The 15482-nt window shown below is 36.1% G+C and carries 13 protein-coding genes; 1 reads left to right on the forward strand and 12 read right to left on the reverse strand.

The genetic code is table 11. The features are described 5' to 3' along the window. Window positions 1–19 precede the first annotated feature (19 nt). From KKI21_02855 to rsmI, 5 genes are read right to left on the reverse strand one after another with little or no spacing between them, the layout of a single operon-like run. Window positions 20–892, reverse strand: a complete 873-nt coding sequence (locus KKI21_02855) for a branched-chain amino acid ABC transporter permease (GenBank protein MBU4285138.1) — start codon at window positions 890–892, stop codon at window positions 20–22. Between the two features lies 1 nt (window position 893). Further along, window positions 894–3302 carry a leucine--tRNA ligase gene (leuS, locus tag KKI21_02860; protein MBU4285139.1) on the reverse strand — a complete coding sequence of 803 codons (2409 nt, stop codon included), beginning with the start codon at window positions 3300–3302 and terminating at the stop codon, window positions 894–896. A gap of 7 nt (window positions 3303–3309) precedes the next feature. Beyond that, window positions 3310–4089: a TatD family hydrolase gene (locus KKI21_02865; GenBank protein ID MBU4285140.1), complete on the reverse strand. Its 780-nt coding sequence runs from the start codon at window positions 4087–4089 to the stop codon at window positions 3310–3312. After that, on the reverse strand, window positions 4089–5531 hold the full coding sequence (locus KKI21_02870) for a class I tRNA ligase family protein (protein ID MBU4285141.1): 1443 nt from the start codon (window positions 5529–5531) through the stop codon (window positions 4089–4091). Before KKI21_02870 ends, KKI21_02865 begins: the two co-directional genes overlap by 1 nt. Further along, window positions 5516–6169 carry a 16S rRNA (cytidine(1402)-2'-O)-methyltransferase gene (gene rsmI / locus KKI21_02875; GenBank protein MBU4285142.1) on the reverse strand — a complete coding sequence of 218 codons (654 nt, stop codon included), beginning with the start codon at window positions 6167–6169 and terminating at the stop codon, window positions 5516–5518. Before rsmI ends, KKI21_02870 begins: the two co-directional genes overlap by 16 nt. A 16-nt stretch (window positions 6170–6185) precedes the next feature. Here rsmI and KKI21_02880 point away from each other — a divergent pair, with 16 nt between their 5' ends. Further along, window positions 6186–6671, forward strand: coding sequence for a hypothetical protein (locus tag KKI21_02880; protein ID MBU4285143.1), 486 nt, complete (start codon window positions 6186–6188; stop codon window positions 6669–6671). Here KKI21_02880 and KKI21_02885 read toward each other — a convergent pair. The 7 genes from KKI21_02885 to KKI21_02915 form a co-directional block, all read right to left on the reverse strand. Continuing rightward, a complete protein-coding gene (locus KKI21_02885) occupies window positions 6640–7680 on the reverse strand; it encodes an AI-2E family transporter (protein MBU4285144.1) in 1041 nt (346 codons plus the stop codon). The genes KKI21_02880 and KKI21_02885 overlap by 32 nt on opposite strands. Continuing rightward, a complete protein-coding gene (locus KKI21_02890) occupies window positions 7677–8948 on the reverse strand; it encodes an insulinase family protein (GenBank protein ID MBU4285145.1) in 1272 nt (423 codons plus the stop codon). The genes KKI21_02885 and KKI21_02890 overlap by 4 nt, the downstream gene beginning before the upstream one ends. Next, a complete protein-coding gene (locus tag KKI21_02895) occupies window positions 8941–10269 on the reverse strand; it encodes a glycine--tRNA ligase (protein ID MBU4285146.1) in 1329 nt (442 codons plus the stop codon). The genes KKI21_02890 and KKI21_02895 overlap by 8 nt, the downstream gene beginning before the upstream one ends. Before the next feature lie 158 nt (window positions 10270–10427). Further along, window positions 10428–12269, reverse strand: coding sequence for a hypothetical protein (locus tag KKI21_02900; GenBank protein ID MBU4285147.1), 1842 nt, complete (start codon window positions 12267–12269; stop codon window positions 10428–10430). 18 nt (window positions 12270–12287) lie between these two features. Next, window positions 12288–12764, reverse strand: a complete 477-nt coding sequence (gene recO, locus KKI21_02905; GenBank protein ID MBU4285148.1) for a DNA repair protein RecO — start codon at window positions 12762–12764, stop codon at window positions 12288–12290. Continuing rightward, entirely contained in the window at window positions 12727–13695 is a 969-nt protein-coding gene (locus KKI21_02910) for a reverse transcriptase/maturase family protein (protein ID MBU4285149.1), read from the reverse strand. Before KKI21_02910 ends, recO begins: the two co-directional genes overlap by 38 nt. An 877-nt stretch (window positions 13696–14572) precedes the next feature. Further along, entirely contained in the window at window positions 14573–15439 is an 867-nt protein-coding gene (locus KKI21_02915; protein MBU4285150.1) for a hypothetical protein, read from the reverse strand. Between the last annotated feature and the right edge of the window lie 43 nt (window positions 15440–15482).

Raw genomic sequence — 15482 nt, forward strand, 5'->3', positions numbered from 1 at the left:
TATTTTAATTAATTAATTATTATTTATTATTTCTCTTAATCCCTAAAATCCCTTGATGCCTAAATAATAGGAAAATGAATAAAATTACAAAAGCGATTGCATCTTTGTAGCCGGATGGCAAAAACCAGATACCAAAGTTTTCAACCAGACCGAGCAAAAAAGAACCCAAAACCGCGCCCGGCACACTGCCAATCCCACCAATAATCGCGCCAGTAAATCCTTTAATCATTAAATTAGTTCCCATGGTCGGCTCGAGATTTTGCTCCAAGCTAACCAAAATTCCAGCAATTCCGGCAATAGCTGAACCAACAATAAAAGAATAAGCGTAAATTTTCTCCGAAGAAATACCAACAATTTCTGCCACATCTTTATTATCAGCCACTGCTCTCATTGCTTTGCCAATTTTTGTTTTTTTCATAAAGAAGTACAACGAGATAAGCAGAACAATTGAAACCGCAATAATCACGATTTGTAATGGTGTAATAATCGCGCCTAAAAATTCCAAGCCCTTGGCGATTTTGATATAACCAATTGTCTTAACATCGGCGCCGAATAACATCAAAATCAATGACTCCAATAAAATCAAAAGCGCGAAACTGGCAATCAAAAGAATGACATTGCTGGCTTTTCTTTTGCGGAGTTTTTTATAAACAATTTTATTCATTAACCAACCCAAAATACAAGCGCAAATAATCGCCAGAATTACTGCTGGCCAAAAACTCAAGCCCAAAGTCACAAAAAAGAAGTATAAAAAATAGGCGCTAAAAGCAATGGTTGCGCCATGGGCAAAATGAACAAACTTGCAGGTTGAGTAAATCAAAGAAAACCCGCTTGCCACCAAAGCATAAATGGCTCCAGCAATTAGACCGTTGATGAGAAGTTGAAAAAACATTTTATATTACTATATTGATTAATTTACCTTTTACGAAAATCACTTTTTTCGGCTTTTGGTCATTCAGCCAGGATTTTACTTTTTCGTTAGACAAAGCAAATTTCTTTGCTTCGTTTTCTGAAATATCGCTTTTCACTTCAATTTTGTCTCTTACTTTTCCATTAACCTGAATCACTAAATCAATTGTGTCTTTTTTAATAAGTTTCTCGTCATATTTCGGCCATTTTTCCTCAAAAATACTTTTAATTTTTGCCTGCCTGCCGGTAGGCATGGACTTTTGACTTTTAATTTTTAAATATAATTCTTCTGCAATATGCGGTGCGAACGGCGCTAAAATTTTCAGAAAATTTTCCGCATCTTCTTCGGATAAAATAGTCCACGCATTCACGAACTCCATCATTGAAGCAATTGCAGTATTGAATTTAAAATTATTAATATCTTCCCCGACTTTCTTAATTGTGTAATTTATTTTTTGTATTAAATTTTTACTAGTAGTTTTTCCGATTTTACTCTTATCGCAAAACAAAGCCCAAACTCTGTTTAAAAATTTATATACTCCTATTATACTTTTATCGTTCCACGCTCCGCCATCTTCAAACGCAGCAATAAATAATACATACATTCTGAATGTATCCGCCCCGTATTTTTTGACATAATCATCAGGAATTACCACATTGCCTTTTGATTTTGACATTTTACTGCCATCAGCTGCCAGAATCATTCCTTGATGATTAAGTTTTGTGAATGGTTCGTCAAATTTTATCAATTTCTGGTCAAAAAGCGCCTTGGTAATGAACCGCGCATAAAGCAGATGCATACAAGCGTGTTCTGCTCCGCCGACGTATTGGTCAACAGGCAGCCATTTTTCAGCCAATTTCTTATCAAACGGCTCGTCTTTTAAATGCGGACTTAAATATCGAAGAAAATACCAAGAAGAACAAACAAATGTATCCATTGTTTCTGTGCTCCTTTTCGCACTGCCCCCACATTTGGGGCATTTTATATTTACAAATTCCTTTGAACGAGCTAATGGCGATTCGCCTTCGCTGGTTGGCTTGAAATCTTCTAAATCCGGCAGTTTAACCAGATTTTCATCTAATACCTCGCCGCATTTATCGCAATAAATAATCGGTATTGGCGCACCCCAATATCTTTGTCTTGAAATCAGCCAGTCGCGCAAATGGTAATTAATTTTTTTCTTGCCTAATTTATTTTTATCAAGCCATTCGGTGATTTTCTCAATCGCATCTTCCGAATTTAATCCATTGAATTCTCCAGAATTTATCAATTTCCCATATTCTGTAAAAGCTCTCTTTGAAATGTCGCCACCCGCAATAACTTCCTTGATTTCAATATTATATTTTTTGGCAAATTCATAATCTCTCTCGTCATGCGCCGGCACAAACATCACTGCTCCACCGCCATAAGTTGCAATCACATAATCGCCAATCCAAACTGGAATTTTTTCATTATTTAAAGGATTAATTGCATACGCTCCAATAAAAACTCCTGTTTTTTCTTTTTCCAAATCTGTTCTTTCTAATTCTGATTTCTTTTTACTGGCTGAAATATAATTATCAACTTCTTTTTTATGTTCGGAAGTGGTAATTTTTTGCACTAATTCGTGTTCCGGAGCCAAAACCAAAGCTGTAACTCCGAAAATCGTGTCAATTCTAGTTGTAAAGACTTCGATTTCATTGTTATTGATTTTAAATTTTATATTCGTGCCTTCTGATTTCCCAATCCAGTTTTTCTGCATCACAATTGTTCTTTCCGGCCAATTTAATTTTTTATGGTCTTCCAGTAATCTCTCTGCATAATCAGTAATTTTAAAAAACCACTGCTTCAAATCTTTCTGGATAACTTCACTTTCACAGCGTTCGCATTTTCCGTCAATTACCTGCTCATTTGCTAAAACGGTTTTGCATGACGGGCACCAGTTAACTGGCGCTTCGGCGCGATAAGCCAGCCCATTTTTATATAAAACTCCAAATAGCCACTGCGTCCATTTATAATATTCTGGGTCAGAGGTATTTATCTCTTTATCCCAATCAAACATTATACCCAATGATTTAAGCTGTTTTCTGCCGAAATCAATATTCTGTTTGGCGCTTTGAGCTGGATGCACCCCTGTTTTTATAGCATAATTTTCTGCTGGCAAACCGAATGCATCTGCGCCAATCGGCTGTAAAACATTAAAACCAATCATTTTTTTGTACCTCCCGAAAACATCCGCACCAGTATAATTGTATCCATGCCCAATATGGATTTTATCGCCTGATGGATAATAAAACATCACCAAATTGTAAAATTTGGCTTTTTTCTTGTCATTTAAATCGCAAACATCAATCTTGTTTTTTCCCCAATATTTCTGCCACTTATCTTCTATTTTTTGCGGATTGTAATCCATATTTATATTATATCAAATTAAACAACTCTTTGGCATTTTTTGTTGTTTGCTCTGCAACTTGCTCAAAATTGATTCCTTTTATTTCAGCGATTTTTTGAGCTACATATTCAACATTTTCAGGTGTATTTCTGACTAATTCATCTTTCTTACGCAAAGGTTCAGGGATTAAATACGGCGAATCGGTCTCAATTAAAATCTTCTCCAGCGAAGTATTTTTAATCACTTTATCATAATCCCGCGCATAAGTAATCAATCCTGTAAAACTAATATAAAATCCCAGTTTTAAATACTCTTCTGCAAAAGACCACCGGCCCATATAACAATGTAACACGCCTTTTACTCCAGGATGTTTTTTGATTATTTCCAAAATTTCCGGAAATAATCTGCGGGAATGAATAATTACTGGTTTATCTAATTCTTTTGCCAATTCTAAATGCTGAATAAAAACTTTTTGCTGTAATTTCTGGATTTTTTCATCATTCTCGCAAAAAGCATAATCAAGGCCGCACTCGCCAATAGCAACAACCCGAGGATGCCTCGCCAACCCGCCAAAAGTTTTGACTATGTCAAAACAATCAGGCGGGCAAGCATTGTGCGGATGGATAGCAATGGCTGCATAAACCCCTTTTTTATGTTTTTCCGCGATTTCTATTGCTTTTTGCGATGTTTCCAAATCCGCGCCAACATTAATTATCCAAATATCATTAGCCAAACAACGACCGATGATTTCCTCTCGGTCGTCTTCAAAATCCTTAAAATTAAGATGTGCGTGCGTATCAATTAGCATTATATTCGCGGAAAAAGAATATCCAATTTTCCGGTTTTGGAAGTCAAACTTCCTTTAATTTGTTCTTTAATTTTTTCGCTTGTTTCCGGCAAAAACGGCGCAATCAAATTAGCAATCTCGGAAAGAGCATATAAAAGATTAGAAAGAACTTGTTCTAATTTTTTCTTGTCAGTTTTAGCTAATTCCCATGGCTTGTTTTGTTCAATATATCTATCACAAAATCCAATTAATTTCCAAATTCCTTCCAATGCCTCGTAAAACTTAAATTCTTCTATATTTTTCCCGTATTCTTCTTTTGTTTTTTCAATAGCTTCTTTAATCTCTTTGTCGGCTTTTGCCTCGTTGATTCCATTTTTTACTGACATGGTTAGAATTCTCGCCACTAGATTTCCCAATCCGTTTGCTAAATCAGAATTATATTTTTCAACAAATCTTTCTTCTTTAACGTCGCCATCCTGCGTAAGCGGAAATTGTGAAAGCAAAATATATCGTGCAGCGTCAGTTCCAAATTTTTCAACTAAATTGTTCGGGTCTATGACATTGCCTAATGTTTTGCTCATTTTTTGGCCATTGATAGTAAAAAATCCGTGGATAAATTCCGTATCAGGCAAATTTTCTTCTGCTGCCAAAAGCATTGCTGGCCAAAAAATCGCGTGAAATTTCAAAATATCTTTTGCCAATAAATGAATAACCCTGCCATTTTTCCAATATTCTTTAAATTTGTCTGTGCCGTCGCCGGTATAATAATTTAAAAGCGCGTCCACCCAAACATAAACAATCTGGTTTTCATCAAACGGCAAATCTATGCCCCATTTCACTCTTTCTTTTTGCCGAGAAATTGAAAAATCCTCTAATCCTTGTTTCAATAATCCCAAAACTTCATTTTTTGCCCTTTCTGGTTCTATTTTCAATTTATCTTTTTTAATCAGTTTTTCTATTTCTCCCAAAAAATCGGTTAATTTGAAAAAAAAGTTTTTTTCTGAAATCGATTCAGGTTTTTTCTTGTGGTCAGGGCAAAGTCCGTCAATTAAATCTTTTTCGGTTAAAAATTTCTCGCAAGCTGTACAATACAATCCCTGATATTCTTTTTCATAGATACTTTTTTTATCTTTTAATTTTTCGATGAATTTTTTAACCGCTTCTTCGTGACGTTTTTCGGTTGTGCGGATAAAATAATCGTATTTTATGCCTAAATTTGTCCAAACCTTCTTAAATATCTCGCTGTTTTCATCGCAAATCTGTTGCGGTTTTTTCCCAAGTTTTTCAGCAACTTCGGCAACCTTTGCCCCATGTTCGTCTGTGCCAGTTAGAAAGAATACATCTTTGTTTTGCGCCCGAAAAAACCGCGCCAAAACATCCGCAGCCAAGGTCGTATAAGCATGACCTATGTGCGGTTTATCATTTACGTAGTAGATTGGCGTTGTAATTAAGATTTTTTCCATAATACTATTACAAACTCTCCCCTTGGCTCAATTTGATTAATTATTTCTGAAATCTTTCCGCGATAGGTCGTTTCAAATTTTTTGGTTAATTCCCTGCCAACAACTATTTCAAAATCATTGATTTGGCTTAATTCGTTCAGGGTTTTCATAATTCTGTGCGGCGATTCGTATATTATCACGGGATATTTATATTCCGCAAGCTCTTTGAAAAATTTCTGCCTGCCCTTTTTATGCGGGGGAAACCCAAGAAAAACGAATTTATCCATAGGAAATCCAGAAATGCCGGCAATTGCAGTAATGGCACTTGGGCCGGAAATCGGGACAATCTCTGCAAAATTCTTAACTTCTTCAATTAATTTATTCCCCGGGTCCGATATGCCCGGAGTACCGGAATCAGAAACTAAAGCCAGATTTTTGCCTTGTTTTAATAAATCAATAATATGATTCACTTTATTGATTTTGCTGTGCTGGTGGTAGCTTTCGACTTCAGTTTTAATATTGTAATGTTCCAATAATTTTCTCGTCACTCTTGTATCTTCGCATAAAATTAAATTAACCTCTTTTAAAGCCTCTAATGCGCGCAAGGTTATATCCTTCAAATTTCCTATGGGAGTTGCAATAATGTATAATTTTGCCATATAATTATATTATAACATGATTCTTCTGCCTCATATTATTTTAGGAGCTGTAATCGGGGCCAAGACACAAAATCTTGGTTTTATTATAATTTTGGGATTTTTGAGCCATTTTATTATAGACAAAATTCCGCACTGGGATTATTCTATTAAGGGTATAAAGGATTTTCGCGAAACCAGAAATTTTAAAAAACTTGTAATCACTTTAATCAAAATTGGCATTGATGGATTGATTGGCTTGCTAATTGTATTTTTAGCTCTCTGGCAGAAAAATATGTTTGATATTAGTTATTTACCATTTATCCTTCTTGGTATTTTTGTCTCTATTTTACCGGATCTCGTGGGAATCTTATCAGAAATTATAAGCAATAGTTTTCTGGATATATTTGCCAAATTTCATGACCTTGCTCATTTTAAAACTAAAAAGGAAGGTGAACTTACCTTCCTTGGCATTTCTACGCAAATCGCTGTGGTTATTTTTGCTCTGGTTGTTTTCTTTCTTTAATCATATCCTTCAAAAATTCTGCAAAAACCGCGGCCAAGGGAACTGCCAGAATCATTCCAAGAATCCCACCTAATTGCCCGCCAATAAGCAAAGCCATAATTACAACTATCGGATTTAAGCCAACCACCTTGCCAATAACCAATGGGGTAATTACATAATTTTCAAGCTGTTGAATAACCACGTATAAGATAAGAACCCAAAGACCGATAATCGGCGCCTGCAAAAAACCTATTAATACTGCCGGAATGCCTGCCAGAACCGGCCCGATATAGGGAAAAATTTCTAAAACACCGGCCAAAACAGCCAATAAAAGCGCAAATTTAATATTTAAAAAGGAAAGCCCGATATAAACTAAAATGCCGATAATCACTCCTAAAATTACCTGTCCCTGTAGCCACTTGCCGAATTTCTGCTGAGCTCTTTCCCATAAATCTAATATGCGGTCGCGATAATGAATCGGGATAACGGCGGTCAGAGTTCTCTGGACGCCTTTTTTTAATACTGAGATATAAAAAGATATGATTAAAATCATTATAAAAGAAAACACTCCGCCAAAAATTCCGAATGCGGTTGAAAGCAGATTAGCGCTCTTTCCTTTTAGATAATCCCCTAATTCAGACAAAGAATTCTGGACACTGTTAACTATACCCTGGTATTTCGATGAGATATCTTTTAATGAATCGAATTTATCCGATATTTTTTCGATATATTGCGGCAAAGACGAAGCAAAACTCTTAATATCGCGGGCAATGCCTGGAATTATTAGATAAACTATCAAAGCCAACATACCGACTACAACAATATAAACCAATAATGTACCGATTACCCGGGGTATTTTTATTTTCTCTAAAAAACTTACCATTGGAGCAATGGCTGATGTAATAATCAACGCAAAAAGGAAAATAATGATTACATTTTTAATCAAGTAAACAAATACCAAAAGCAAGATTATAAATATAACCTTTAAAATGGTATTGGTAGAGATGTTTATTGTTCTTGAGTCGCTCATAATTTTAACAGGCGCTCAAACTTGGCCTTGTCCTTAAAGGGACCAATTAATGCTAAATTTAATTTTTCCTGCTTAAAAATATCTCTTGCTACTCTCTGAATATCGTCCGCTGTTACTGCTTCTATTTTAGCAAATATCTCATCAAGAGTCAAAATTTTATTTTCCATAAGCTCTTGGTTGGCATAAAATCCGGCCTGTTCATCAGATTCTTCCATTGCTAAAATTGTTCTTCCTTTCATAAAATCTTTGGCTTTTTTTAATTCTTCTTTGCCAATTTTTTCGTCCTTCATTAATTGATAATTTTCAAGAATTATCTTAATCGTCCTATCCACTCGATTATTATCAGCACCAACGCGGGTATACAAACAACCAGTATCAGTAGTATTATCGGTTCCCGTTTTTACATAATAAGCCAATCCTTCTCTCTCGCGAATTTTAATCCACAGCCGTGAACTCATATTACCTCCCAAAATTACACCCAATACACTTAAAACATATTTATCAGGGTGAAACATATCATATCCTCTGACTCCTAAAAATAAATGGGTTTGGTCGGTCTTTTTATAATGAACTAATACTTCCGGTTTATTTTGTTTTTCAATAGTCTTCTTCTTTTGCGGAGATGAAACCATATTTATGGCTTTAAAATACTCTTTAATTTTATCTTTTATATTATGATTAATGTTTCCGGCTACGGCGATTACTGTATTATGAGATGAATAGTGGCTTTTTAAATAATTTGTAAAATCTCTCCGGGCCATTTTTTTAATCGTTTCCTTTTCTCCAGAAATCAGCCAGCCAGCTGGCTGGTTTTTGTAAAGTAATTTATCCCATAAATCTCCGATGTACCTGCTGGGATTATCCAAATACATATTCAATTCTTCAATAATTACTCCTTTCTCGCGTTCTATTTCTTTTGGGTCGAGTTTGGAATTTAAAAATATATCCGAAACCCAATCAAGAGCCAATTCTATGTGTTTAATATCCACTTTCGCCCAATAACCTGTCATTTCTTTGTCTGTAAAAGCATTGAATTGTCCACCTACCTTATCAAGCATCTCGGCTATTACCAAAGTATTCGGCCTCTTCTTGGTTCCTTTAAAAAACATATGCTCTAAAAAATGGGAAATACCGTTGATTTCCTTGGTTTCGTATTTCGAACCGGTTCCGACCAAAACTAAAACAGTCACTGCCTTGGTGTTTTTCATCGGAACAGCGACTAGTCTTAGTCCGTTTTTAAATGTAAATTTCTGATATGGTCTAGACATTTATTTTTTCTTCTAAATAGGTTTTTAATTCTTTTATTTCCACTCTTTTTTGTTTCATACTATCTCTGTCTCTGACTGTTACTGTATCTTTTTCCAAAGTATCAAAATCAACTGTTATGCAGAACGGCGTGCCGATTTCATCTTGTGAAAAATATCTTTTGCCGATGTTCCCCCGGTCATCCCAGGCAATTTCGAAGCTTTTTTTCAACTCTTGATAAATCTTCCATGCTTTTTTAACTAATTCAGGTTTGTTTTTTAATAATGGGAAAACTGCTGCTTTATACGGCGCTAATTTAGGATGCAATTTTAAAACAATGCGGCTTGTTCCGAGCTTAGTCGAGGAATCTTTTTCTTCACAATAAGCATCGATTAGAAAGAATAGAGTCGCCCTGTCCACTCCTCCTGATGTTTCAATAACCCAGGGAATAAATTTTTCTTTGGTTTCTTCGTCAAAATAAGACATGTCCTGTCCAGAATACTGCTGATGGCGGGACAAATCCCAGTCCCCGCGATGATGAATTCCTTCGCATTCTTTCCATCCAAAGGGCGTTTCATATTCAATATCCCAGGCAGCACGCGCATAATGCGCCAATTCATCTTTAGCGTGTTCCCTGAATCTTAATTTGTCTTTCTTAATTCCCAGTTTTTTATACCATTCCATCCTCGTTTTTTTCCAAAAATCATACTGTTTCATCGATTCTTTTTCATCAGGCCTAACATAATATTGAAGCTCCATTTGTTCAAATTCTATTGAGCGGTAAGTGAAATTTCCAGGAGTAATTTCATTTCTGAATGCTTTGCCGATTTGTGCAACGCCAAAAGGGATTTTCAATCTTGAAGAATTTAAAATATTTTTAAAATTAACATGGACGCCCTGGGTGATTTCCCCGCGCAAATAAGTAATATCTTTTTCGCCTTCAACTACGCCGAGTTTGGTTTCTACAAGAATATTGAATTTTTTCGGTTCTGTCCAGCTTGTTTTTTCTTTCTTTTTCGTATGCTGTTCTTCGTGATTCTTAATTTGCTCTTTCTCGTCAACTCCAAATCTTTGGTGGCAAATTTTACACTCAACCAGCGGGTCAACAAAATTCTGCGTATGACCGGATGCCTCCCAAACTTTTGGGTTCATTAAAATTGAAGCACTAACACCAACCACGTCTTCACGCTCTTTCACCATTGTTTTCCACCATTCCTGTTTAAGATTAAATTTCAGCTCATTTCCGAACGGACCATAATCCCATGTTCCTCGAAGTCCACCATAAATTTCAGAACCAGGATAAATAAATCCTCGCCTTTTACATAAACTTACAATTTTTTCCATTAAATTCTCCATACCCCGTACTAGATTTTCGACATATTTATACTGAGTTTATCGAAATATCAAATTAGATTATTTAGATTAATTGTTTTTTATTAATTATCACCCCGATTGTGCCCCGACCACGGTCGGGGCAGTCGAAAATTCAGTATCGGGGCATATTATTCTATTACCCTACCTTCATTATATCCTACTCTTGAATCATCGGGCAGAGCAGCATCAATAGGGGAAGTGGATTTGGTTAAAGTTAAACCCGTAAACAAATCTTTTCCCTCGATTGAAGATTCGTTAATTAAAATCGGCGTTTGACCAACTTGATTTATGGATGGCGTAAGACCTATCTGAAAAATCAATTCATACATCGGCATCGTTATTCCTGCTCCAGCCGAAATCCTGCCAATGTCCCAAATAACTTCTTTTGTCCTTTCATTATAAGAAACCTGGCCTTTGTTTAATTTGTTAATCTGATAATTAGTCCAGCTAATTCCCTGGGGTAAAACTGCCTTAACTCTGACACTATCCAAATCATTAGAAGTATTGGTTATCTGCCAATGCACAGTATAAGTTGTCATTGCATTAACTTTCGGAGGAATTGAACCGGTATTATAAATTCCTTGCGACGGCTCGTAATAATAAACTTTTGATTGCAAGCCGAGCTGGCTGTTAATCTTACAGCTTAATTCTTTTTCAAATTTCAGTTCTGTTCCTGCGAATTTCGCCGGCACAGTCAGAGTTTGAATTTCAGCAATTACATTTGCCTTAAAATTTTTGTCATTAAAGCTAGAAATTGGTAAACTTTCTTTAATCCCTATTTCAAAACCCACTTCTCCGGATTGGCTAGGTTCAAGTAAATTCAATTGCGGAATATCTGCTCCGCTCCAAGTAATCACATTTTCTCGGCTGTCAAAAAATCCTTTATTATCCAATTTGATTTCCCTGACATCAAAAACACCGTCTTTTAAATAAACTTTTAAAATCAATTCTTTTAAAGCAACGTCTGTATTGTTTTTAAATTTTATTCTGTATTTTAACTGCTGACCAGGATTAACCTTACAATCTTCTTCTATTCCATCTATGTTTGAAACCAGCACAATCGGCGCAAGAGATATCTGAGTAATAAATTCCGATTGGCTGTATTGGATAAAATTATCGTCTTCTGTCCTGCCGATAAATCCTTTTATAACCTTATTTTCCATTTCCTGCCCACTCAGAATGCCGACCAAATTAATTGTCTTCTTTTCTCCTGGTCTCAAAGAGCCAATTTCCCAAATATCATCTTCGTCTTCTGATTTCGGCGCTGGTTCGGAGCTTTTGAATTGGAAATCATACGGATATTCCAATTTTATTTTTAAATTATTAACAATTTCCTCTGTTCTGTTTTCATATTCAATAGCATAATTCGCCTGCTGGCCTGCAACCGCCTTTTCCGAACCTTCAATATGAATTCCGATTAAAATCGTGTCAATTTCGGCTTTTAAGGAAACCGAATTCTCAAATCGGGAATTAATATTTTGCGGTCTGTAATTTAATTTGGCAGTAATGTTTTTAATATCACCTTTTTCGCCAAGAAATCTAATTTTAAAATTCTCTTTTCCTTCGGCTTTTCTGCCGATTGTTCCTAAATTCCTATCATCCTGAAAAACTTCTTTACCTTCAAGGGAAAAACTTCCTTTGGGATAATTTATTATTAAATGGACATCATTCAAAGAAACGCGATTATTGTTTTTATATTCCACTGTCAAAATTGTTTCTTCACCGGACGAAATATTATCGGGCGCTGTTATGCTTAAATCAATTCCGGATTTGCTAAAAGAGCTTCTGCCCCAGATAATCGCTCCGGTAATAATCAAAATCCCGACAATAATCAAAATTGCCGAAGTTTTTGGCAGGTTTTTCCTGTTAAATAAATTCATCAATCCGCCCCCTTTTTCCGCTTGCTGTTGTTTTGTCTGAATCGGCTGATATTGAGTATTTATCGGCTTATATTGAAAGTCGTTATTCATGTTTATATTATATCATTTTTAGTACAAATTTTCTATTTCTTTCATCTCTTCAGGATTATAGCCTAAAAGACTTATTAGCTTTTTTTCAAACTTGTCCGCCAAAGTTTTAATGGAGGCAGAGTCTGCGCAATTTAAATCCTTAAATGTTCCCAAAACCAATTTCCAGATATCTTCATCCCTTTCTTCTCCGACAATCGCCTCATTGATTAAATCTGCCAGTTTTTTGGCAATTTTTATTTTCTCCAAATCTTTTTTGATATTTAAAAATTGATCAATCAAAACCGCGTCTTTTAAAATTAAAAAATTCTTGCCTTCAACAAGAATCATCTGCACATACGTAATAACTTCAATAGAGTATCTTAATTTACTTTCTAATCTTTTCACGCCTTTGGCGAAAATATTAATCTTTCCCAATTTTTCGCTATAAATGGTCAAAAGCCGGTCAACCTCATTGGAATCAACTGATTTCAATATAATCGCCTCGGTTTTTATCATGCTTAAAATTCTTTAATAATTTAATCTTTAACTTGTGCCCGCTACAATGACTCAAAACTCCTAAATATGATTGAATGTTTTTGTTATTTATCCTTTCAAACATTCTTTTCTTGGTTTTGGTGCGTAAAACTCTATAATACGGTAAAGTTACATATCCTAAAAAATCAATTCCCTGACTATATTTCCTTATAATAATCTTATCAGGATAGAAGCATAAATTCAATTGATCATTTAAGAATTGGTTTATTGGATTTATTAGTTTCTGTAGCTTATCCTTATTTTTGTCTAAAATTACGAAGTCATCTGTATAACGGAGGTAATGTTTAATTTTTAATTTGTGTTTTACAAATTGGTCTAACTTATTTAAATAAATATTGGCAAAATACTGGCTTGTAAGATTGCCGAGAGGAATGCCCTTATTTGTTTCTGAATTAAAACTAAAAATTATTTCTTTAATCAACCGTAAAATATCATTATCCTTTATTCTCTCCTTTAAAATTTTAATTAAGACATCGTGGTCAACGCTGTCAAAAAACTTCTTAATATCGCACTTTAAACAATAGAAATTAAATTTATTGTTTTGGCTCTGTTTTAATGAAAATGTTCTTAACCTATTAACTGCTTTGTGTGTTCCTTTATTGATTCGGCAGGAATAAGAGTCATAAATAAATATTTTGTCGTAAATATTGTTTAGATGTTTTGAGATTAAATGATGAATAATTCTATCTCGGACTTTGGCTTTGTGGATATAACGTGGTTTCGGATCATTAATACGAAATGAAGTGTATCCGGAATGTTTGTAGGTTTTATTCTTTAATTCTTGGTATAATTGGAATATATTGTCTTCCAAATTAAATTCAAATTCCAAAACATCTTTTCTTTTTGATTTTCCTTTTTTGAATTCTCGCCAAGACGAAAACAAATTTTCCAAAGTTATTAAATCGCCGTAATTATTAATTTTTTCAAAATTATGTCTTTTAATGCCCCCCCCCCCAACGGGTTGAAAACGAAGTTTCTATCGTTCATAAAATTATTGAGTTCTATAAATTATTCCACGAATACTTAAAGTCATTTCCAAGATCTGAGAAATATACATTAGGAGAAAAAATCGAAAATCTAATTATAGAATTACTGATAACTACATTGAAAAGTGCTTACTCACATAAGGACAAAAAATTGCCATTATTGAATAAAATTGATAACAGAATTTTTATTTAAAAAACACTTATTCGATTAGCGAAAGAGGTTAAGTCATTAGATATTAAAAAATATATTGCTTTAGAGAAAAAACTGCAAGAAATCGGAAAAATGCTAGGCGGTTGGATTAAATCAATAAAATAAACTAAACGAAAGAGCATCTAATAATGATGCTCTTTTTCGCGCGGAGAGACTTCTGGAGAAAACCAGACGCCGAACCATAGTTGGCATTAGTGTTGCTCACCCAATTCGTGTTGAACTTGACCTTGCCATCGTTAAAGTTGAAATACGGCGCGCGGCTGAAATCGCCATCAGCATCAGGTTTATTGTTTTTGTCCGTCTGTTTCACTGGAAATCGAGATTGGCTTTATATACCAAAATTCTCTCAATCCTGCATTTTATTCGACGGCACCCTAATAATATTAGAGACCCACGCCAGACAAAAACAAGCAGTATCTCATTATAGCACACTCTTGGAAGTCGTGACCACCAAGATTCTGGCTATTTATAGTTTATCAAATTCTTATTTTTAAAACAATATTTATTTTTATAAATTAAAATGCGGGATGCCTCCATTGAGACATCCCGCCAAGAATTCAAGAATTCCAGAGTTACTGCTGGAGAAAACCAGACGCCGAACCATAGTGGGCACTAGCGCTGCCCACCCAATCCGTGCCGAACCTGACCTCGCCACCGCTAAAGCTGAAACACGGCGCGCGGCTGAAATCGCCATCAGCAGCAGGCGCGTATTCGTCACCAGCGCAGTCGATCCAAGGATCGTCGTAGTGCTGGAGACGTTCGGGATGCGTGAGAATCATGCACCCGATTTTGAATGCGCCGAGTCCGAACTCATTGCCTGTAAAGACCTCACGGGCCCGACGAACGGAGCGACCCCGGTGACGAAGACCGAACTGCGAGGCAACGACCAGAATGTCGAAGCCCGTTTGTTGGTTACCTAACATCTGGAGCTTCTTGGCCGTGCGCTCATGCTGCCGGAGATACTGCTCTCCGATCCTGCCTTCGCGGTGGTTGTAGAAGTTGCCGTCGCGCTGCTTCTTGATCAGATCGAGCACCTTCTGTACTGCTTCGTTGTAGGTCTTGGCGACCGACTGCCAACGCGGGATGGCGAACCATCCTTCGGCATTCGGCGGAAGCGGCTGCTGTGCCAACTTCTCATCGGCGAATCCGGCGCCTGGGAAGAGTTGCCGCAGGATGTTGGTCTGCTCCGTGATTCCTTTCGGCTTGTAGCCCGACAGGTATCCGTAGCTGGACTTTACTTCCTCGTCGGCGAACTGGTTGCTCAGCGAGTGCTTCTTGATGGAAACGGTAATGTCGGCTTGGAATTCGTCGCCGTTCTCGATGAGTTTCTGAATACCGTCCTTGTCGAGGAGACCCTCGGCAATTGCGCGATCCACAGCATCTTCCGCGAACCGCTTAACCTGTTTCTGTTGACCCGACGTGATCGATTGTGTCGTCATCGTCTTTCTCCTTTTTCCGTTTGGCTTTGTAATTTAAGGGGTT

It is taken from the genome of Patescibacteria group bacterium, from assembly GCA_018897295.1.
Taxonomy (GTDB): domain Bacteria; phylum Patescibacteriota; class Minisyncoccia; order RBG-13-40-8-A; family RBG-13-40-8-A; genus JAHILA01.